This is a genomic window from Pseudomonas sp. BN411, from assembly GCF_029871235.1.
Lineage (GTDB): Bacteria > Pseudomonadota > Gammaproteobacteria > Pseudomonadales > Pseudomonadaceae > Metapseudomonas.
On record NZ_SSOM01000032.1, the window covers coordinates 38203 to 57704 of the forward strand.

A 19502-nucleotide genomic window follows, 5' to 3' on the forward strand; every position below is an offset into this window, starting at 1 on the left:
TCTGGGGAGCCAGTCCCCAGCGGTCGCCGAGCACATTCGTGCCATCAAGTGCGCGTTTTTTCGCCATCCCCGCGAGGCAGAGCGGGTGGAACCAGATGGCATGGGAGTTGCGCTTTCCCCCTGTCAACGACGGGCCTCCCGCCCATCGGAGCCGGACAAACGGCGAAGTTCATCGACTGGAAGGGCGACACCATGCACAACGCACTGCCAAAACTCGCGCTCCCGCTGCTTCTAGGACTCACGGTCGTCCCGGCCAAGGCCGGTCTCTATGCGGTCGACCAGACAACCTTTACCGAGGCCAACGGATTCTTCGCCGCCTGGTATCAAGACACCCACGGCCGCGCCCTCGACCTGTGCCTGTCCAAGGCACTGAGCACACGCGTACCCGGCTCGTTCATGTGCAACCTGCTGCCGACGCCCGGGGTGTTCGACGAAACCCAACCCATCGTCTTTCCCGGCAACTTCCCGGATGAGGCGTTCTGGTTCACCGGCGATGCGGCCATCACCGACGCCGCCACCGGCATCGACCTCATCTATGTCTCCGCGCTGGAGGCCGCCTTCAGTGGCGATGCGCCGGCGGCGGGCGACCAGATCAGCTTCGCGCGCATTCGTATCCGGGTGACGGTGCCGGTGGCCGGTACCTACACCATCACCCACCCCTACGGCGTGGAAGTGTTCGATGTGGATGCGCCCGGCACCCGCGCGATCAATCTGACCCGCGACATCGGCATCGGCGCGCCGGGAGATTTCGCTGGCGCTTTGAAGGGCGACATCGGCCCCTTCCTGCGCTCGGTGAACGGCCCCTATGTGGAGACCAACCCGGTGACCGGACTATCGGAGTCCTTCATCGGCGACCCGAACATCCTCGAAGAAGTCACTGGCAGCCCCTTCAGCACCAACTTCGTGCGCATCGAAGGCCCCAACGGACTGCGCGCCGAAACCCGGCTGTTCGCCATCTCCGGCAAGCTGTCGCAGGTGCCGCTGTCGACTCCGCTGATCGTCGAGCGCGCCACCTATTCCCGTGGCGGCGCCAACGGGGTGGCCCAGCAGGACTACTTCACCCAGGCGCCACCGGCCCCCGCCACCGTGACCTGGACCGATACCGCCGGCATCAGCGGCGCCATGCAGGGCAACGCCAACGGCGCCTGGTACGGCCAATCCGCCAGCAGCCCCGCCGGTAGCGGCAGCGTGTCCTTCACTGCCGACAACGCTGCAGCCATTCCCGGCAGCACGGCTACCACCCAGTCCGCCCCGCTGGTGGACCTGGTGACCATCAGCCGCGCCGAGTACAGCGTGGGCACCGGCCAGCTGACCGTGGACGCCAGCTCCAGCGACGAGACCGGCCAGCCCGCGCTGACCCTCGAAGGCCTGGGCACGCTGGTCGCCGGTCACCTGCAGCTACCGCTCAACAGCATTCCTCCGGCGACCGTGCGCGTGCTCTCGGCCAACGGCGGTTCCGATACCGAAGAAGTCCAGATTCTCCCCTGAGAACAACACTCACCCGCCGCCGGCGGGTGAACGGAGGCAGTCATGTTCAAATGGCCAGGAATACTCACCGTGGCGATGGGCCTGCTCATCGGTCTGCCGGTTGCCGAGGCGCAACTGGCAGCGGTGGACCTCGGACCCTACACCGCCGCCAGCGGCTACTTCCCGCGCTGGTACCAGGACGAGCCAGGCGTACCCCTGGAGCTGTGCCTGTCCAAGGCGCGCAGCTCGCGGGTGCCGGGTAGCTTCATGTGCACCCTGCTGCCGACCCCCGGTGTCTTCGACGACACCAAGCCCATCGTCTTCCCCGCCAACTTCCCCGATGAAAGCTTCTGGATGCTCGCGGAAACCGCCATCGACGACCCCGGCAACGGGCTTCAGCTGGATACCTATGTGGCTGGTGTCGAAGCAGCCTTCGCCGCCGAGGTGCCACGCGTGGGCGACCAGCAGAGCTTCGCGCGCATCCGCATCCGCGCCACGGTTCCGGTGGCCGGGACCTACACCGTCACCCACCCCTACGGCGTGGACACCTTCACCGTCACCGGGTCCGGCCGGCGCGCGATCAACCTGACCCGCGACATCGGCATCGGTGCACCCGGCGACTTCACTGGCGCCCTGGCCGGCAACATCGGTCCATTCCTCCATCGTGACGGCCCGCTGTACACGGAAACCAACCCGGAAACCGGCGAGACGGAAACCTTCATCGGCGACCCGAACCTGGCCGAGCGGGTGACCGGCAGCCCCTTCGGCACCAACTTCGTGCGCATCGACGGGCCAAACGGCCTGTCCATCCGGACCGAACTGTTCAACCTGTCCGGCAAGGTGTTCACCGGCGGCATCGCCAGCCAGATAGGCGTCGACCGCGCGACCTACAGCCGCGATGCCCAGCGCACCTGGATCTCGGTGTTCGCCAACTCCGGCGCCAATGCCACGCTGTGCTTCCGCGAGAGCCTCGACCTGGTTGGCGACCCGCCGTCACCCTGCCAGTTCCAGATGACCGGCGATGGCAGCGGCCACTTCTTCGGCCAGGACGTCGCCCCAGCCAGCCTGCCGCCCTTCGTGCTGGTCACCGCCAATGACACCAACGCCTCGGCGACCACCCAGACCCAGCCGCTGGTCGACGTCGTCAACATCACCCAGGCCCGCTACTCCTGGCCGGACAAGACGCTGACGGTAGAGGCGCGCTCCAGCGATGAAGTCGAGATCCCGGCCATGGTGACCGAGGGCTTCGGACGCTTGCTGCCGGTCAGTGGTGCGATCCAGCGCCTGGTGGCCGTGGGCATCGAGCAGCCGCCGGCGAAGATCACGGTGAAGTCCGCCGCAGGCGGCAGCGACACCGAGTTCGTGGTCATCGAAGGCAGCCCCTTCCCCCGCCCGGCCAACCAGCCGCCCGTGGCCAATCCGGACAGCGCCAGCACCACCGCCGGCGTGCAGGTGACCCTGGCCCTGACCGCCAACGACAGCGACCCGGACGGCAACCTGCCGCTGATCATCGACAACTTTGGCAGCGTCCCCATTGGCAACCTGCTGCAGAGCGGCAACGGCTCGCTGATCTACACCCCGCCGGCGCAAGTCGCCACGACGCAGACGCTGACCTTCACCTATCAGGTCCGAGACAATCTCGGCGCCCTCTCCGTCCCGGCCCTGGTGACCCTCACCGTGCAGCCGAACCTGGCGCCGGTCGTGGCCAACGACACCGCCACCACCAGCGCTGGCGCGCAAGTGACGATCAACGTGCTGGCCAATGATGTGGATCCGGAAGGCAATGCCATGACCGTGGTGAACCTGACGCCGCCGGCGGCCGGGAGCGGCACCGTCAGCACCAATGGCACGACGGTGACCTACATCGCGCCGGCAAGCCTGAACGCCCCCTTGACCGCCACCTTCACCTACCAGGTGCAGGACGCCATCGGCGCCACCTCCACCACCGCAACGGTGACCGTGACGGTGAACCCGGCGACGGCCGCCGATACCCTGGCGATCACCACGGCCAACGTGAAGTCAGGCAACAACGGGCGCGTTTCCTGGGACATCCAGGGCACCACGTCGCGGCCCCAGGGCAACCAGATCCGCATTGAAGTCACCACTACGCGGGGCGTGGTGCAGTTGGGCACCGCCACCCCGGCCGGCAATGGCCGCTGGAAGCTGTCGGTGAACAACACCACCACCTTTATCCCCAGCGCCACCCCCAGCGTCACCGTCCGCTCCACGTTCGGCGGCGTGAGCACCGCACCGATCAACGCGCGCTGACGGTCCGGCTCCAGTTACCCCCGGCCGCGCGAGGCGCGCCGGGGGATTTTTTTGTCCGGGGTTGATGGGACACCTTTCCCCGTGGGAGCGGACTCATTCACGATTCCCCCGACGGTCGGCACCTGAACAAAAAATGCACATCAACGCTTGAAAAACCGCGTTATCTCCCGATAATCGCGCCCCCTGCCCTTCCTGCCTCGCAGGCGGCCATGACCAACCAGTCAAGTTTCCACACAGATGGAAACGCTCGAAAACCATTGGAACCCTTGATGAATCGCGCCCTTTCTTCCCTGATGCTCGCCGGCAGCCTGCTGGCGGCCGGCAACGCCCTGGCCGACGGCCCCCTGCTGTGGCAGGACAACAGCCTGACCTACCTGTACGGCCAGAACTTCCAGATCAACCCGGAAACCCAGCAGACCTTCACCTTCGAGCACGCCAGCGGCTGGACCTTCGGCGACCTGTTCATCTTCGTCGACCAGATCAACTACAACGGCGAGGAAGATGCGAACCTGGGCAAAAACACCTACTACGGTGAAATCTCCCCGCGCCTGTCCTTCGGCAAGATGTTCGACCAGAAGCTGGAATTCGGCCCCATCAGCGACGTGCTGCTGGCCGCTACCTATGAGCGTGGCGAGAACCGCAACCAGAACTACCTGCTCGGCCCGGGCTTGGACCTCAAGGTCCCCGGCTTCGACTACTTCCAGCTGAACTTCTACTACCGCAAGCCCGACGGCATCACCAACAACCCGTCCGGCCAGTGGCAGGTCACTCCGGTGTGGTCCTACACCATTCCGGTGGGCAACTCGGACGTTGTGATCGACGGTTTCATGGACTGGGTGTGGAACAACAAGGACGCCACCTCCGACCGTCCGAACGACCTGCACGCCAACCTGCACTTCAACCCGCAGATCAAGTACGACCTGGGCAAGGCCATGGGCTGGAGCGCGGTGAAGCACTTCTACGTCGGCGTCGAGTACGACTACTGGAAGAACAAGTACGCCATCGACGACAACGGCTTCCTCGGCGACGACATTCTCGGCGGCACCGACCAGAACACCTTCAGCCTGCTGGCCAAGGTGCACTTCTGATATCCGTGGGGCCCGTCGCAACGGCGGGCCCCTCTGGCTTGCGCCATTGGGGAGGCAGGTGGAGAATGCGCGACAGTCTCAGCCTGCAGTCAGACAAGGAACCCACCGATGGCCAGCGACAGCGCCCAAGCTTCCCCTCGCACCCGGGGTGAGAAACTGGTTACGTGCGGCTGGCTCGCCCTGGCCGTCGCCATCCCCGTCAGCTGCATCTTCTCCAGCGAGCCCTTCGACTTCTCCGCAAGCCTCGCCGCGCTTTCCCTGATCACCCTCTGCGCCGCCTTCGCCTGCTGGCCGAAGCTCTTCATCGCCCCCATCGACTACAAGCACCTGTGCGACACCGTGCCCCGCAAGAGCCAGATCGCCATGAGCCTGTTCGTCGGCCTGACCGTGCTGCGCGGCTTCGTCGAACTGATGGCCTGATCGCCACCCGTTGCGTTGGGCTTCGCGTAGCTCAGCCACAACCTACAAGGCCCTGGCGAAGCGCTTCCGTTAGCCGGGGTCGCTGCTGATGGCCTGATCAGCACCCGTAGGTTGGTGCAGAGCGCAGCGAAGCCCAACATTCGGAGCCAACCCTTGCGTTGGGCTTCGCTTAGCTCAGCCACAACCTACAAGCCACTGGCACAGTGCATTCAATTCCAGAGCCCATGAAAAAGCCCCGCACTTGGCGGGGCTTTTTCATGCTTCGGTCGATCAGGCGCTAGCCGGGGTCGCACCGATGATCTCGGCACGGCTGCGCACGAACTGCGGCAGCAGAGAACCGGCGACCATGCCCAGCCAGCTGAACAGCAGGCCAGCCAGTTGCGGCGGCCAGAAGTCGGTTTCCTGGTAGGTCATTTCCAGCAGGCCCCAGGAACCGAGGCCGGCGAAGATGGCCAGCAGGGCGCCCTGGGTGGTGGCGCGCTTCCAGAACAGACCGGCGAACAGCGGCACCGCGGCGGCAACCAGGGTCACCTTGTAGGCGTTGCCCACCATCTCGTAGATGCTCGACTCGGAGTTCATGGCGAACAGGCCGGTGGCGAAGGTCATCGCCAGCACGCTGCAACGCATGGCCAGCAGGGCCTGGCGGTCGGTCATGTCGGGGATGAAGCGCTTGAGGATGTTCTCGGTGAAGGTCACCGACGGCGCCAGGAGGGTGCCGGAAGCGGTGGACATGATCGCCGAGAGGATCGCACCGAAGAACATGATCTGGGCGAACAGCGGGGTACGTTCCAGGATCAGGCGCGGCAGGATCATCTGCGAGTCTTCAGCCAGCCAGTGCTGGACCATCGCCGGATCGATCATCTTGGCCGAGTAGGCGAGGAAGATCGGCAGCATGCAGAAGCACAGGTAGAAGCAGGCACCGGTCATCGAAGCGCGGGCGGCGATGTTCTCGCTCTTGGCCGACATGACGCGGGCGTACACGTCCTGCTGCGGAATGGAGCCGAACATCATGGTCACTGCGGCTGCGAGGAAGGCAACGATGTCCTTGGCCGAAGTACCGTGCAAGAAGGTGAACTTGCCTTCGTTCGCAGCCTGGCTGATTACGGCCGCAGGGCCGCCAGCCATGTCACCGACCAGCCAGGTCAGGTAGAACAGGCCGACCACGATGATGATCATCTGCAGGAAGTCGGTCATGGCCACCGACCACATGCCACCGAACAGGGTGTGCAGCAGGACGATGAAGGTACCGATCATCATGCCCTGGGTCGTGGTCAGGGCGCCGTCGGACAGCACGCTGAACACTACGCCCAATGCGGTGAGCTGTGCAGCGACCCAGCCGAGGTAGGAGGCGATGATCACCAGGCTGGTGAGCAGTTCCACGTTCGGGCCGAAGCGCTTGCGGAAGAAGTCACCGATGGTGAGCAGGTTCAGGCGATAGAGCGGACGGGCGAATACCAGGCCCACCAGCATCAGGCAACCGAACGAGCCAAAGGGGTCTTCGACGATCCCGGCGAAACCTTCTTCGAGGAAGGTGGCGGGAATGCCGAGTACGGCTTCCGAGCCGAACCAGGTGGCGAACACCATTGCCACGACGAGGGGGAAGGACATGCTCCGACCACCGGAGGCGAAGTCGGTGGAGTTCTTGACGCGAGTGGAGGCGTAGAAACCAACAGCGACGGTGATCAGCAGGTATACCGCAACAAACCAGATCAGCATTTGTTCTTGTTCCAGAGGCACGCCCGTCGGGGCCAGGGCGCCTTGGGGGGGCGAACACCTCGACTGACGGAGTTTTTGTTATTGACGCGGAAGGGCCCGGTGCAACGCGAGGCTGGCGGGTACCACGGAGGCGCAGTCTGCCAAAGACGTAAAATATGTCAAACGATTACGGCGTCGATGAGCAAAAAAATCGACAGGATGCCTGTGCAAGTACGACACAACGATGAATGCAATGCCTTGATTTGAAAGGCCTGCGAACGTCAGCTTGTGACTCGTCAGTTTTTTATTTTTTACAGGCTCCGTTGATTAAGAAAAACACCAAGCTACCGTTCGTCGCCGTGCAGGAAGCATCTGCTAGCATCCACGCGTCACTCCCATGGAGCCGCTCCGCATGTACGCGCTGACCCCGCAGCAGACCGAAGCCTATCTGCGCCACCTGGACACCCCTGCTCCACAGCGTCCCGACCTTGCCAGCCTTGACCGGCTGATCGCCGCCCACCAGCAGCGGGTGGCTTTCGAGAACGTCGACGTGCTTCTCGATCGCCCCATCCACATCGACGCCGATGCGGTGTTCGCCAAGGTGGTGGAGCGTGGCCGGGGTGGCTACTGCTACGAGCTGAACAACCTCTTCGGCCGCTTGCTGCTCGCCCTCGGCTACCAGGTCGAAACGCTGGGCGGCCGGGTGCGCTGGGGCCTGCCGCTGGACGCGCCGCAGACCATGCTCTCCCACCTGATGCTGCGCGTGCTGCTGCCGGAAGGCCCGCATCTGGCGGATGTCGGCTTCGGCTCCGCCACCCCCTGGCGCGCCGTCCCCCTCGAAGGGCCGATGCCCGATGACCTGCCTTACCGGCTGAGCCCCCAGGTCGACGGCACGGGCGAGGTGCAACTGGAAAACTTTCGCGCCGAGACGGGCTGGGCGGCCTGCTACCGCTTCGGCCCCGAGGTGAACGCCTGGGTCGATTGCATCCCGCGCAACTGGTACACCTCCACTCACCCCGACAGCGTTTTCCGCAAGATGCTGATGACCGCCTGCAGCGACGGCGAGTGGCGCCTGACCCTGGCCAACGGCACCTTCAACAGACGCCACCGCGACGGCCGCCTCGAAAGTCGCAAGATCGAGGATGCCGCCGAGTTGGTGGAGGTGCTGAAGCACGACTTCCTGCTGAATCTCACCGACGACGAGATCGAGCCGCTGCGCATGAGGCTCGAGGGTCTGCTGAACGCTTGAACCTGTAGGGTGGATGGCGCTCTTCCATCCACCATCGGTGCCATGCCGGACCTCGAATGGTGGACCGGTGGAGCGTGGTCCACCCTACAGGTAGTTCACTCGCGCAAGAGGACATGCCCATGTCCACCGCCGACCATCTCATCGCCCTTCACCAGCAAGGCTTCACCCTTCTCCCCGGCGCGCTCGACGCCACCGCCGTCGCCACCCTGCGCCATCTGATGGACCAGCTTCAGCCCGTCCACTGGGACTACCTCGGCCTGGTGGACGATCACTTCAAATGCGTGTTCAACCGGGGGCCGGAATGGCTGCCCTGGCTCGACCGGCCCGGCGTGATCGAGCTGGCCGAAGCGGCACTGGGCGGGGATTGCCATGTGATTGGCCAGACCGCCTGGCGCTGCCATCCGGGCTTCGTCGGCGCCGAACTGCACCTGGATCACCTGGCGATGGAGCTGCCGGAAAGCCTGCTGGCCGATCCGTCCTTCACGCTGCCGATGCAGGTCTGCACCGCGCACCTGTACCTCGACGATATCGACGCCGACCTCTGCCCTACCCTGGTGATCCCCGGCAGCCACCGCGCCGGCCGCAAACCCCGGCCCGGCGAAACCCATTGGCACGGCAAAACGGCCGAGCCCGCACTGTGCCAGGCGGGCGATGTGCTGATGTTCCGCAGCGAACTCTGGCACGCCGGCAGCCGCAATCGCACCCACGACCGCAGCCGCTACCTGCTGCAGGTCCACTACGGCCGGCGCATGGTGGCGCAGAAGTTCTCGCCCTACCTGGACTTCCGCTTCAACCCGCAGGTGCTCGCTGCCTGCACGCCACGCCAGCGCCGGCTACTGGGCGACCACGAGGCTGCCGAGTACGACTGACGCCGAAAAACCGAGCAACCGCTTCCAGCCCAGCTCCCATGGGCAACCCACGCAGTTATCCCGAAGATATCCACAGGACGGCCCACAGATTTTGTGGGCATTCCCCCTTCGTGTGCGACGCGCTATCCGGACCTTCCGGGAGCGAATCCATTCGCGAAACTCCCCAGCATCGCAACCCATCCCGCGAGCACCACAATCACCTGAACAAAATCCGATCACCGCGCTGAAAGCCACGCAGATAGAGACCTCCAGCCATCCACCCCAAAGCTATCCACAGCTTGCCCCACAGAATCCGTGGGTATCCGCAACGGGCTGCACGCTCGACAGGGTTGCACCTCATTCGCCCAGGAAACGAGCAACCCGAACCAGCCCTTGCAGCACGGGCTCTGGCGCAATCCATCCAGACGATATCCACAGCCCGGTCCACAGAAAATGTGGGTACGTCGACGCCGGGCTGTTCTTTACTCAAGGCAAGCCTCCACGCAGGAATCCGTTCATGCGCGCCATCATCCCCGCCGCCCTGCTGCTTGCCTTGTCGCTCCTGTCCGGATGCGTCGGCTTCGTCCAGCACGATCCCTTGCAGGTGGACGTGGCGGGCATGGAGCCGATCCATGGCGAGGGCATGGAAATGCGCTTCAACCTCAAGCTGCGGGTGCAGAACCCCAATGAAAGCGCGATCCATTACAGCGGCATCGCCCTGGAGCTGGACCTCAACGACCTGCCGCTGGCCAGTGGCGTCAGCAGCCAGGACGGCACGGTAGAGGGTTTCGGGGAAAAGCTGATCGAAGTGCCGGTGACCATTTCCGCCTTCTCGGTGCTGCGCCAGACCTGGAACCTCACCGGCGGCAGCCCGATCCAGAATGTCCCCTATGCCTTGCGCGGAAAACTGGGGGGCGGCTTCTGGGGAACCCGGCGCTTCTCCGATGCCGGCGTGTTGAGCATCCCCGAGCCCATCGACACGCCCTGAGCCTCAGTTGCTCAGCACGAACCCAAGCAGTTCGTGGATTGCCAGTGGCAGCGCGATAGCTTCGGTGTCCACTTCCCAGTCCGCATCGAGTGGCGGTTCGTAGGGGCTGTCCAGGCCGGTGAAGTTACGAATGCGCCCTTCCAGCGCTGCCCGGTACAGCCCTTTGGGGTCGCGCCGGGCGCAGGCGTCGAACGAGGTGCTGACGTAGACGGTGGAGAACTCCCCCGGCGCGAACATCTGCCGCGCAGCCTCGCGATCGGCGCGAAACGGCGAGATCGCCGACACGATCACCACCAGCCCCGCATCCACCATCAGCCGCGCCACCTCGGCGATACGCCGGACGTTCTCGCGGCGATCCTCCGCAGACATGCCCAAGTCCCGGCACAGGCCGCCGCGCAGGTTGTCGCCATCCAGCACATAGGTGTGCAGGCCACGGGCGTTGAGCTCCACTTCCAGCGCATTGGCCAAGGTGGACTTGCCCGAGCCGGACAGGCCGGTCAGCCAGATGCAGCGCGGCCGCTGATGTTTGATCGATGCCCTGGCCCACATCGGCAGGGTCAGTTCGTAGGGAACGGCGTCACTCATAATCCCAGCCACTCGTAGTCACTTTCGTAAGCCCGCGATTTCTCCGAGCTGGGAGACTAGCAGCCGTTCTGCGCGAAAAGATTTGGATAGGGTCAAGTCGGTAAAGCATCCGATACATCTGACATACGAAATCGCAGAAACGGGCAAAGCAGTGCCAAAACCTTATATAATTCATGGTTTTTCGTGACACCGAAGTCGAGGTCCCCATGAGCACCCTGCCGCCCTGCCCCAAATGCAACTCCGAATACACCTACGAAGACGGCGCGATGCTGATCTGCCCCGAGTGCGCCCACGAGTGGTCCGCTGACGCCAGCAGCGATGCCACCGGTGATGACAAGGTGATCAAGGATTCCGTCGGCAACGTCCTGCAGGACGGCGACACCATCACCGTGATCAAGGACCTCAAGGTCAAGGGCTCGTCCCTGGTGGTGAAGGTCGGCACCAAGGTGAAGAACATCCGCCTGGTGGACGGCGACCACGACATCGACTGCAAGATCGACGGTATCGGCGCGATGAAGCTGAAGTCGGAATTCGTGCGCAAGGTCTGAGCCGCGAATCCACCCCGAAAAAGCCTGGCCTGTGCCGGGCTTTTTTGTGGGCCAGGCAGCGCTTCGTTCCCCTCTCCTGCTGTCATTCCCGCGCGGACTGACATGCGGAGGATTTTTCGGTTGTCCTCCATCGCCCCACCAAGCTAAACAGTCGTTCAACGAGCAGCAGGATGCCGGCGACAGGAACGACTGATGAGCCCCCAATTCCACAAGACCTACTACGAAGCCACGGTCGATCGGACCGCCTACCCTGCCCATTCGGGCCGCACCGACGCCAGGGTATGCATCCTCGGTGGCGGGCTGGCAGGGCTGTCCACCGCCCTGGGGCTGGCCGAGCGCGGCGTCACCGACGTGGTGGTGCTGGAGTCCCACGATGTCGGCCACGGCGCCTCGGGGCGCAATGGCGGTTTCGTCTTCGGCGGCTACAGCCTGGGCAACGCCGATCTGCTGGCCACCCTGGGTGCCGAGGAGGCGCGTCGCCTGTATCAACTCACCCTCGATGCGGTCGAACTGATCCGCCACCGCAGCCGCCACTACGGCATCGACTGCGACCTGGTGGACAAGGGTGTGATCCTCGCCAACTGGTTCAACGACCCCGCGCGCCTGGAGACCCCGCGCCAGCTGATGAAGCAGGCCTACGGCGTGGATTGGGAGTACATCCCGCCCGGCGAACTGAAGGAGATGCTCAGGACCGAGCGCTACTTCGGCGGCCTGCTGGAGCGCAATGCCTTCCACTTCCATCCGCTTAAGTACGTCTGTGGCATCGCACGGACACTGGCCAACCTGGGCGTCCGCCTCCACGAACGATCCCCCGCCCTGGCCATCGAGAAGCGCGCCGGCAAGTACGTGGTCAGGACCGAGGGCGGCGAGGTGCACGCCGAGCATGTAGTGTTCTCCGGCGGCGGCTATTCACGCGGCCTCCACCGCCCCGTCGAGCGCGCGGTGCTCCCCATCGCCACCTACGTGGTCGCCACCGAGCCCCTGGGCGCGCGCCTTGCGGAGGCCATCGATTGCGAGTCGGCGGTCTACGACACCCGCTTCGCCTTCGATTACTACCGGCCGCTGCAGGACAGCCGGATTCTCTGGGGCGGGCGCATCTCCATCCTCGACCGCAATCCGGAAGCCATCGCCAGACTGCTAAAGGCCGACCTCGTCTCGGTCTATCCACAGCTGGAGGATGTGGAGATCCAGTATTCCTGGGGAGGACTGATGAGCTACGGCCGCCACCAGATGGCGCAGATCGGCCAGGACGCCGATGGCATCTGGCACGCGGTGGGCTTCGGCGGCCACGGCATGGCGCCGACCACAGTGGCGGGCGAAGTGCTGGCCGACGCCATCGCCAACGCCACGCCGATTCCCGCCGGCTTCAGCCGATTCGGCCTGACCCGCACCTTCGGCCTCGCCGGGCTGGTGGCTGCGCAGATGACCTACACCGCCTTCCAGGCCCGCGATGCGTTCGATGCGCGGCGGTTGAATCGGTAATCGCGCGCGGTTGAACCGGCGTGATGGGTATCGCGGAGCTCAACCCATCCTACAGAGCACATTCCCCGTAGGATGTGGTGGAGCGAAGCGATACCCATCAAATAAATGGCAAGGAAGCCAAACCATGACCAACTACCGCCGCGATCACACGCCAGGTGCTACCTGGTTCTTCACCCTGAATCTTGCCGACCGACGAAGCCGCCTGTTGATCGACCAGATCGCCCTGCTCCGCGCCAGTTTCCGCTACTGCATGAAGCGTCACCCCTGGCGTATCAACGCCATCGTCATCCTCCCCGATCACCTCCATGCCCTGTGCACGTTGCCGCCAGACGACGCCGACTACGCCTTGCGTTGGCGACTGATCAAGACTGAGTTTTCCCGCGCACTTCCCTATGGAGAGCAGGCATCTGAAAGCCGGTCGAGCAAAGGCGAACGCGGCATTTGGCAACGCCGTTTCTGGGAGCACCGTGTCCGCGATGACGACGACTTCGCCCGGCATGTGGATTACATCCACCACAACCCACGCAAACATGGGCATGTGGAGCGGGTGGCGGATTGGCCGTGGTCATCGTTTCACCGCTATGTGAACGCGGGCATCCTTCCGGTGGATTGGGCGGGGGATGGAGGGGACATGGAGCGCGGTGCGGGGGAACGGTGATGGGTATCGCTCCGCTCCACCCATCCTACGAGTTAGTCATCTGCACGAACCTGCTCTTGTAGGATGGGTGGAGCTCCGCGATACCCATCAGCCCGAGCGCATGAGCTGAAGGAGAACACCATGGAAGACCAGGACAAGGGTGTCGGCGCCACGGTGGTTGGCGGCGATTCAGGCGATCATCGATTCTGCCAAGGGAAATCGAGGTGGTTAGAAAGCTACCCACCAATGAAAAAGCCCGGCATTAGCCGGGCTTTTTTCATTCAACGCATCACTCAGCCGTTGCTGGGGAACGCGAACTGCGCCGCCTCGTGGCTGGCGCGCTGCGGCCAGCGCTGGGTGATGGCCTTGCGGCGGGTGTAGAAGCGCACACCGTCCGGGCCGTAGGCGTGGAGGTCGCCGAACAGCGAGCGCTTCCAGCCGCCGAAGCTGTGGTAGGCCACCGGTACCGGCAGCGGCACGTTGACGCCGACCATGCCCACTTCGATCTCGTCGCAGAACAGGCGGGCGGCTTCGCCGTCGCGGGTGAAGATGCAGGTGCCGTTGCCGTACTCGTGGTCGTTGATCAGCTGCATGGCGTCTTCCAAGCTGCCGACGCGAACGATGCAGAGCACCGGGCCGAAGATTTCTTCCTGGTAGATGCGCATGTCGGCTTTGACGTTGTCGAACAGGGTGCCGCCGACGAAGTAACCGTCTTCATGACCGGCGACGCGGTAGCCACGGCCGTCCACCACCAGCTTGGCACCAGCGGCCACGCCGTCGTCGATGTAACCGACCACCTTGTCGCGGGCGGCGGCGGTGACCAGCGGGCCCATGTCCAGGCCGCAGTTGGTGCCGGCGCCGATCTTCAGGCCCTTGATCTGCGGAACGATCTTCTCGACCAGCGCATCGGCGATCTGGTCGCCCACACACACCGCCACGGAGATGGCCATGCAGCGCTCGCCGCAGGAACCGTAGGCGGCGCCCATCAGTGCGCTGACAGCGTTGTCGAGGTCGGCGTCGGGCATCAGCACCGCGTGGTTCTTAGCGCCGCCCAGGGCCTGCACGCGCTTGCCGCGCTTGGTGCCTTCGGCATAGATGTATTCGGCGATCGGGGTCGAGCCGACGAAGCTGAGGGCTTTGACTTCCGGCGCTTCGATCAGCGCGTCCACCGCTTCTTTGTCACCGTTGACCACGTTCAGCACGCCCTTGGGCAGGCCGGCCTGATGGAACAGCTCGGCGATCAGCAGGGTGGAGCTCGGGTCACGCTCGGAGGGTTTGAGGATGAAGGTGTTGCCGCAGGCGATGGCCAGCGGGTACATCCACAGCGGCACCATGGCCGGGAAGTTGAACGGGGTGATGCCGGCGACCACGCCCAGCGGCTGGAAGTCGCTCCAGGCGTCGATGTTCGGGCCGACGTTGCGGGTGTATTCGCCCTTGAGGATTTCCGGGGCGGCGCAGGCGTACTCGACGTTCTCGATGCCGCGCTTCAGTTCACCGGCAGCGTCTTCCAGGGTCTTGCCGTGCTCTTCGGCGATCAGCTTGGAGATCACCGCTTCGTTGGTTTCCAGCAGTTGCTTGAAGCGGAACAGCACCTGGGCGCGCTTGGCCGGCGGAGTGTTGCGCCAGGCCGGGAAGGCGGCCTTGGCGGCGTCGATGGCCTGCTGGATGGTGGCGCGGCTGGCCAGGCCGACCTTGCGGTGGGCTTCGCCGGTGGACGGGTTGAACACGTCCGCGGTGCGGCCTTGGTCGTCGATGCGTTCGCCGTTGATCAGGTGCGGGATGAGGCTCATGGGTGGGGTCTCTTGTAGGGCTTTTGTCTTGGTGGCGCCGGAAGCATGGAGGGGTGGATATTTCCCTCACCCCAGCCCTCTCCCAGAGGGAGAGGGGGTTGTCCGTGCGCTATTTCAATTCGGTTTCCACGAAGACCACTTCGTGGTCGCTGGCGTTGATCACGTTGTGCTCGACGCCGGCCTTGCGGAAGTAACTCTGGCCGGCCACCAGGGGGGCGTGTTTGTCGCCCTCCGGGGTTTCCAGCAGCAGGGTGCCGTTGGTCATCGGCACCACGACGTAGTCGTAGCCATGGCGGTGGCGACCGGTTTCGGCACCGGGGGCGAAGCGCCATTCGGTGACGATCACCTCGTCGTTATCCACCTGCACGGTGGGCACGGCCTGCGGGCGCTGGCTCATCAATTCACGCCCTGCAGGGCCTGGCCGACGGCGTCGAACAGGCGGTCCAGTTCTTCCGGCTTGGCGTTGAAGGTCGGGCCAAACTGCAGGGTGTCGCCACCGAAGCGGACGTAAAAACCAGCCTTCCACAGGGCCATGCCGGCCTCGAACGGACGGACGATGGCGTCGCCGTCACGCGGGGCGATCTGCAGGGCACCGGCCAGGCCGCAGTTGCGGATGTCGATGACGTGCTTGGCGCCTTTCAGGCCGTGGATGGCCTTCTCGAAGTGCGGGGCCAGTTCGGCGGATTGCTGCACCAGGTTTTCCTTCTCCAGTAGGTCCAGAGCGGCCAGGCCAGCGGCGCAGGCGACCGGGTGTGCGGAGTAGGTGTAGCCGTGGGTGAACTCGACGGCGTATTCGGGCGTCGCCTGGTTCATGAAGGTCTGGTAGATCTCGCGGCTGGCGATCACCGCGCCCATGGGAATGGCGCCGTTGGTGACCTGCTTGGCCACGTTCATCAGGTCCGGGGTCACACCGAAGTACTCGGCGCCGGTCATGGTGCCCATGCGGCCGAAGGCGGTGATCACTTCGTCGAAGATCAGCAGGATGTTGTGCTGGTCGCAGATTTCACGCAGGCGCTGCAAGTAGCCGGCCGGCGGCACGATGACGCCGGCGGAGCCGGACATCGGCTCGACGATCACGGCGGCGATGTTGGACGCGTCATGCAACTCGATCAATTTCAGCAGTTCGTTGGCCAGTTCCACGCCGCCGGTTTCGGCAGCGCCCTTGGTGAAGGCCATGCCCGGCTGCAGAGTGTGCGGCAGGTGGTCGACGTCCATCAGTTGGCCGAACATCTTGCGGTTGCCGCCGATGCCGCCCAGGGCGGTGCCGGCGACGTTCACGCCGTGATAACCACGGGCGCGGCCGATCAGCTTGGTCTTCTGCGGCTGGCCTTTCAGGCGCCAGTAGGCACGGGCCATCTTGATGGAGGTGTCGGCGCACTCGGAGCCGGAGCCGGTGAAGAACACGTGGTTCAGTTCGCCGGGAGTCAGGTTGGCGATCTTTTCGGCCAGTTGGAAGGACAGCGGATGGCCGTACTGGAAGCCCGGGGAGTAGTCGAGGGTGCCGAGCTGCTTGGCCACGGCTTCCTGGATTTCCTTGCGCGAGTGACCGGCACCGCAGGTCCACAGGCCAGAGAGGCTGTCATAAATGCGGCGGCCCTGGTCGTCGATCAGCCAGCTGCCTTCGGCGGCGACGATCAGGCGCGGGTCGCGCTGGAAGTTGCGGTTGGCGGAGAACGGCATCCAGTGAGCGTCCAGCTTGAGCTGGCTGGCGAGGGGAAGCTGGGCGGTCTGCGGCATGTTCATGTATGGCCTCGAAAGTGTCTTGTTCTGAGGAACGACGCGCTACTTGCTGCCGACATTGCCACGGGCATAAAGTCACGAAAATCCAACTTTTCAAATCTTTAGGTTAGAGGTTGCTAAACCATGAGTACCCGCCGTCCCGAGCCGCTGGCGCAGGTGAGCGATTTCGATATCCGCCTGCTGCGCATCTTTCGCAGCGTGGTGGAGTGCGGCGGTTTCTCCGCTGCCGAGAGCGTGCTGGGCATCGGCCGTTCGGCCATCAGCCAGCAGATGAGCGACCTGGAACAACGGCTCGGCCTGCGGCTGTGCCAGCGCGGCCGTGCCGGTTTCGCCCTGACCGAGGAAGGCCGCGAGGTGTACCAGTCGTCCATGCAGCTGCTGGCATCGCTGGAGACCTTCCGGACCGAGGTCAACGGCCTGCACCAGCACCTGCGCGGCGAGCTGAACATCGGTCTCACCGACAACCTGGTGACGCTGCCGCACATGCGCATCACCCATGCGCTGTCACGCCTGAAGGAGCGCGGCCCGGACGTGCAGATCAACATCCGCATGACGCCGCCCAGCGAGGTGGAACAGGGGGTGCTCGACGGCCGCCTGCACGTCGGCGTGGTACCGCAGACCGCTGCCCTCTCCGGGCTGGAATACCAGCCCCTGTACAGCGAACGCTCGCTGCTTTACTGCGCCGTGGGCCATCCGCTGTTCTACGTGGACGATGCGCAACTCAGCGACGACCGCCTGAACCAGCAGGACGCCATCGCCCCCACCTTCCGCCTGCCGGCGGACATCCAGGCGCACTATCAGGTGCTCAACAGCACGGCCAGCGCATCGGACCGCGAGGGCATGGCCTTCCTCATCCTCACCGGCCGCTACATCGGCTACCTGCCGGACCACTACGCTAGCTTCTGGGTACAGCAAGGGCGGCTGCGGGCGCTGAAGCCGGCGACGCGCTTCTACGACCTGTCGCTGTCTTCGGTAACCCGCAAGGGCCGCCGGCCGCACCTGGTGCTGGAAAGCTTTCTGGAAGCGCTGGCCGCAACCAGTTAAGGAACCGGATCTTGTAGGGTGAATGTCGCTTTTTGCATCCACCAACGAGACCAAGCCCGGCACCGATGGTGGATCGGTGAAGCGTGATCCACCCTACGCTCAAGCCCCATTCCGGTGCAGCCCGGACAAATCCGCGAATAACCTGACCGATGCTCCAGTTTTGCTTGTAGGCGCGGTCATCCTGGGTTATCAGTGCTGTCGCCAACCCCCTCTTACAATAAGGAAGCCTATGACTTCACTGGTGCCCGCCCACAGCCCGAACCCTCCCACCAAGCCCGCCGGCCGCATTCGTCAGAAGAACGAAGAGCTGATCCTCGCCGCCGCGGAGGAGGAGTTCGCCCGCCACGGCTTCAAGGGCACCAGCATGAACACCATCGCCCTGCGCGCCGGGCTGCCCAAGGCCAACCTGCACTACTACTTCAGCAACAAGTTGGGCCTGTACATCGCCGTGCTGAGCAACCACCTGGAACTCTGGGACAGCACCTTCAACGCCCTCACCGCCGAAGACGACCCGGCCGAGGCGCTGGCCCGCTACATCCGCGCCAAGATGGAGTTCTCCCGTCGTCATCCGCTGGCCTCGAAAATCTTCGCCATGGAAATCATCAGTGGCGGCGGCTGCCTGGAAGCCCACTTCGATCAGGACTACCGCACCTGGTTCAAGGGCCGCGCCGGGGTATTCGAAGCCTGGATCGCTGCCGGCAAGATGGACCAGGTCGACCCGGTGAACCTGATCTTCCTGCTCTGGGGCAGCACCCAGCACTACGCCGACTTCAACACCCAGATCTGCCGCGTCACCGGCCGCAAGCGCCTGACCAAGGACGATTTCGAAGCGGCCACGCAGAACCTCATCCAGATCATCCTCAAGGGCTGCGGCCTGACTCCGCCCGCGACTGCCTGATGCCGTTCACCCTGTCCGCTCCCGCCGAGTACCGCGAGGAGATCAAGAAGAGCCGCTTCATTGCCCATGCCGCGCAGGTGACCTGCGTCGAGGAAGCGCAGGCGTTCATCGCGCGCCAGTCCGAGCCTGGCGCATCCCATAACTGCTGGGCCTGGAAGCTGGGTAACCAGTACCGTTTCAGTGACGACGGCGAACCCGGCGGCACCGCCGGACGCCCGATCCTCGCTGCCATCGAAGGCCAGGACTGCGATCAGGTCGCGGTTCTGGTGATCCGCTATTACGGCGGTATCCAGCTCGGCACCGGCGGCCTCGCCCGCGCCTACGGCGGCAGCGCCGCCAAATGCCTGCAAGGTGGCCAGCGCGTGGAGCTGGTAGCCCGCAGCCGCATCAGTTGCCATCCCGGTTTTGCCGAACTGCCGCTACTGAAGGCGCGCCTCGGCGACTTCGAAGCGCTGGTGGAAAGTGAAAGCTTCGATGCCGAAGGCGCCGAGCTGATCCTGGCCCTGCCCGAAGGTCGCATTGCCGGGTTCGAGCAGGTCCTGCGAGATATCAGCCGGGGACGGTTGGAAGTAAAGCGGCTCTGACCCTATCGAATACCACCCACATTTTCTGTGGAGCCCGCTGTGGATAACTCGTGGGCTTTTGCCTGACAGGCAGCAGCGGCGCGGCTTGGCGAGAACTGTTCGCTTTTTGCCCAATACCCGGCTTATCCCCTGCCCCAAACTTAAGCACCTGATTTCTGGTGCATTCCTCCG

The 19502-nt window shown here is 64.4% G+C and carries 18 protein-coding genes; 13 read left to right on the plus strand and 5 right to left on the minus strand.

Features of this window, described 5'->3' with window-relative positions; translation table 11 throughout:
* The first annotated feature begins 192 nt into the window (after window positions 1-192).
* The 4 genes from E8F06_RS03655 to E8F06_RS03670 all read left to right on the plus strand — a co-directional run bounded on the left by E8F06_RS03655 (window position 193) and on the right by E8F06_RS03670 (window position 5243).
* Window positions 193-1488 (plus strand): hypothetical protein, encoded by a 1296-nt coding sequence (locus tag E8F06_RS03655; RefSeq protein ID WP_280364306.1) that lies wholly within the window; start codon window positions 193-195, stop codon window positions 1486-1488.
* A gap of 42 nt (window positions 1489-1530) precedes the next feature.
* Window positions 1531-3735, plus strand: coding sequence for an Ig-like domain-containing protein (locus E8F06_RS03660; protein ID WP_280364308.1), 2205 nt, complete (start codon window positions 1531-1533; stop codon window positions 3733-3735).
* A gap of 269 nt (window positions 3736-4004) precedes the next feature.
* Window positions 4005-4823 carry an outer membrane protein OmpK gene (locus tag E8F06_RS03665; RefSeq protein WP_280364311.1) on the plus strand — a complete coding sequence of 273 codons (819 nt, stop codon included), beginning with the start codon at window positions 4005-4007 and terminating at the stop codon, window positions 4821-4823.
* 108 nt (window positions 4824-4931) lie between these two features.
* Window positions 4932-5243 carry a hypothetical protein gene (locus E8F06_RS03670; protein WP_280364313.1) on the plus strand — a complete coding sequence of 104 codons (312 nt, stop codon included), beginning with the start codon at window positions 4932-4934 and terminating at the stop codon, window positions 5241-5243.
* A 270-nt stretch (window positions 5244-5513) separates the two neighbouring features.
* On the opposite strand, the gene E8F06_RS03675 is transcribed toward E8F06_RS03670, so the two are convergent.
* Window positions 5514-6959: a sodium:solute symporter family protein gene (locus tag E8F06_RS03675; protein WP_280364315.1), complete on the minus strand. Its 1446-nt coding sequence runs from the start codon at window positions 6957-6959 to the stop codon at window positions 5514-5516.
* Window positions 6960-7350: 391 nt separating this feature from the next.
* Between E8F06_RS03675 and E8F06_RS03680 the strand changes: the two genes are divergently transcribed.
* The 3 genes from E8F06_RS03680 to E8F06_RS03690 all read left to right on the plus strand — a co-directional run bounded on the left by E8F06_RS03680 (window position 7351) and on the right by E8F06_RS03690 (window position 10023).
* On the plus strand, window positions 7351-8187 hold the full coding sequence (locus E8F06_RS03680; protein WP_280364316.1) for an arylamine N-acetyltransferase: 837 nt from the start codon (window positions 7351-7353) through the stop codon (window positions 8185-8187).
* Window positions 8188-8300: 113 nt separating this feature from the next.
* Entirely contained in the window at window positions 8301-9056 is a 756-nt protein-coding gene (locus E8F06_RS03685) for a phytanoyl-CoA dioxygenase family protein (protein ID WP_280364318.1), read from the plus strand.
* Between the two features lie 496 nt (window positions 9057-9552).
* Complete coding sequence (locus E8F06_RS03690; RefSeq protein ID WP_280364320.1) at window positions 9553-10023, plus strand: LEA type 2 family protein; 471 nt, start codon at window positions 9553-9555, stop codon at window positions 10021-10023.
* A gap of 3 nt (window positions 10024-10026) precedes the next feature.
* Here the strand turns inward: E8F06_RS03690 and cysC are convergent, their stop codons facing one another.
* The gene (cysC, locus tag E8F06_RS03695) at window positions 10027-10608 is read right to left on the minus strand and encodes an adenylyl-sulfate kinase (protein ID WP_280364322.1); all 582 of its coding nucleotides are present in this window, start codon (window positions 10606-10608) and stop codon (window positions 10027-10029) included.
* A 206-nt stretch (window positions 10609-10814) separates the two neighbouring features.
* On the opposite strand from cysC, the gene E8F06_RS03700 reads away from it, so the two are divergent.
* The 3 genes from E8F06_RS03700 (at window position 10815) to E8F06_RS03710 (ending at window position 13296) form a co-directional block, all read left to right on the plus strand.
* The gene (locus tag E8F06_RS03700; protein ID WP_280364324.1) at window positions 10815-11156 is read left to right on the plus strand and encodes a zinc ribbon domain-containing protein YjdM; all 342 of its coding nucleotides are present in this window, start codon (window positions 10815-10817) and stop codon (window positions 11154-11156) included.
* A 192-nt stretch (window positions 11157-11348) separates the two neighbouring features.
* Window positions 11349-12638, plus strand: a complete 1290-nt coding sequence (locus tag E8F06_RS03705) for an FAD-binding oxidoreductase (RefSeq protein WP_280364327.1) — start codon at window positions 11349-11351, stop codon at window positions 12636-12638.
* A 124-nt stretch (window positions 12639-12762) separates the two neighbouring features.
* Window positions 12763-13296 (plus strand): transposase, encoded by a 534-nt coding sequence (locus E8F06_RS03710; RefSeq protein ID WP_280364330.1) that lies wholly within the window; start codon window positions 12763-12765, stop codon window positions 13294-13296.
* Window positions 13297-13568: 272 nt separating this feature from the next.
* Here E8F06_RS03710 and E8F06_RS03715 read toward each other — a convergent pair whose 3' ends face one another.
* The 3 genes from E8F06_RS03715 to E8F06_RS03725 all read right to left on the minus strand — a co-directional run bounded on the left by E8F06_RS03715 (window position 13569) and on the right by E8F06_RS03725 (window position 16808).
* Window positions 13569-15065 (minus strand): CoA-acylating methylmalonate-semialdehyde dehydrogenase, encoded by a 1497-nt coding sequence (locus tag E8F06_RS03715; RefSeq protein WP_280364332.1) that lies wholly within the window; start codon window positions 15063-15065, stop codon window positions 13569-13571.
* Window positions 15066-15174: 109 nt separating this feature from the next.
* Entirely contained in the window at window positions 15175-15462 is a 288-nt protein-coding gene (locus tag E8F06_RS03720) for a cupin domain-containing protein (RefSeq protein WP_077524298.1), read from the minus strand.
* Entirely contained in the window at window positions 15462-16808 is a 1347-nt protein-coding gene (locus tag E8F06_RS03725; RefSeq protein ID WP_280364336.1) for an aspartate aminotransferase family protein, read from the minus strand. Before E8F06_RS03725 ends, E8F06_RS03720 begins: the two co-directional genes overlap by 1 nt.
* Before the next feature lie 120 nt (window positions 16809-16928).
* On the opposite strand from E8F06_RS03725, the gene E8F06_RS03730 reads away from it, so the two are divergent.
* The 3 genes from E8F06_RS03730 to E8F06_RS03740 all read left to right on the plus strand — a co-directional run bounded on the left by E8F06_RS03730 (window position 16929) and on the right by E8F06_RS03740 (window position 19331).
* Window positions 16929-17849: a LysR family transcriptional regulator gene (locus E8F06_RS03730; protein ID WP_190831718.1), complete on the plus strand. Its 921-nt coding sequence runs from the start codon at window positions 16929-16931 to the stop codon at window positions 17847-17849.
* A 229-nt stretch (window positions 17850-18078) separates the two neighbouring features.
* Window positions 18079-18747 (plus strand): TetR/AcrR family transcriptional regulator, encoded by a 669-nt coding sequence (locus E8F06_RS03735; protein ID WP_280364342.1) that lies wholly within the window; start codon window positions 18079-18081, stop codon window positions 18745-18747.
* Window positions 18747-19331, plus strand: a complete 585-nt coding sequence (locus E8F06_RS03740) for a YigZ family protein (RefSeq protein ID WP_280364345.1) — start codon at window positions 18747-18749, stop codon at window positions 19329-19331. Before E8F06_RS03735 ends, E8F06_RS03740 begins: the two co-directional genes overlap by 1 nt.
* Window positions 19332-19502: the final 171 nt, after the last annotated feature.

Excerpts from the sequence above, each read along its gene's own strand:
- E8F06_RS03655 (WP_280364306.1), top strand. The coding sequence starts at position 193 with ATGCACAACGCACTGCCAAAACTCGCGCTCCCGCTGCTTCTAGGACTC.
- E8F06_RS03660 (WP_280364308.1), top strand. The coding sequence starts at position 1,531 with ATGTTCAAATGGCCAGGAATACTCACCGTGGCGATGGGCCTGCTCATC.
- E8F06_RS03665 (WP_280364311.1), top strand. The coding sequence starts at position 4,005 with ATGAATCGCGCCCTTTCTTCCCTGATGCTCGCCGGCAGCCTGCTGGCG.
- E8F06_RS03670 (WP_280364313.1), top strand. The coding sequence starts at position 4,932 with ATGGCCAGCGACAGCGCCCAAGCTTCCCCTCGCACCCGGGGTGAGAAA.
- E8F06_RS03675 (WP_280364315.1), bottom strand. The coding sequence starts at position 6,959 with ATGCTGATCTGGTTTGTTGCGGTATACCTGCTGATCACCGTCGCTGTT.
- E8F06_RS03680 (WP_280364316.1), top strand. The coding sequence starts at position 7,351 with ATGTACGCGCTGACCCCGCAGCAGACCGAAGCCTATCTGCGCCACCTG.
- E8F06_RS03685 (WP_280364318.1), top strand. The coding sequence starts at position 8,301 with ATGCCCATGTCCACCGCCGACCATCTCATCGCCCTTCACCAGCAAGGC.
- E8F06_RS03690 (WP_280364320.1), top strand. The coding sequence starts at position 9,553 with ATGCGCGCCATCATCCCCGCCGCCCTGCTGCTTGCCTTGTCGCTCCTG.
- cysC (WP_280364322.1), bottom strand. The coding sequence starts at position 10,608 with ATGAGTGACGCCGTTCCCTACGAACTGACCCTGCCGATGTGGGCCAGG.
- E8F06_RS03700 (WP_280364324.1), top strand. The coding sequence starts at position 10,815 with ATGAGCACCCTGCCGCCCTGCCCCAAATGCAACTCCGAATACACCTAC.
- E8F06_RS03705 (WP_280364327.1), top strand. The coding sequence starts at position 11,349 with ATGAGCCCCCAATTCCACAAGACCTACTACGAAGCCACGGTCGATCGG.
- E8F06_RS03710 (WP_280364330.1), top strand. The coding sequence starts at position 12,763 with ATGACCAACTACCGCCGCGATCACACGCCAGGTGCTACCTGGTTCTTC.
- E8F06_RS03715 (WP_280364332.1), bottom strand. The coding sequence starts at position 15,065 with ATGAGCCTCATCCCGCACCTGATCAACGGCGAACGCATCGACGACCAA.
- E8F06_RS03720 (WP_077524298.1), bottom strand. The coding sequence starts at position 15,462 with ATGAGCCAGCGCCCGCAGGCCGTGCCCACCGTGCAGGTGGATAACGAC.
- E8F06_RS03725 (WP_280364336.1), bottom strand. The coding sequence starts at position 16,808 with ATGAACATGCCGCAGACCGCCCAGCTTCCCCTCGCCAGCCAGCTCAAG.
- E8F06_RS03730 (WP_190831718.1), top strand. The coding sequence starts at position 16,929 with ATGAGTACCCGCCGTCCCGAGCCGCTGGCGCAGGTGAGCGATTTCGAT.
- E8F06_RS03735 (WP_280364342.1), top strand. The coding sequence starts at position 18,079 with ATGACTTCACTGGTGCCCGCCCACAGCCCGAACCCTCCCACCAAGCCC.
- E8F06_RS03740 (WP_280364345.1), top strand. The coding sequence starts at position 18,747 with ATGCCGTTCACCCTGTCCGCTCCCGCCGAGTACCGCGAGGAGATCAAG.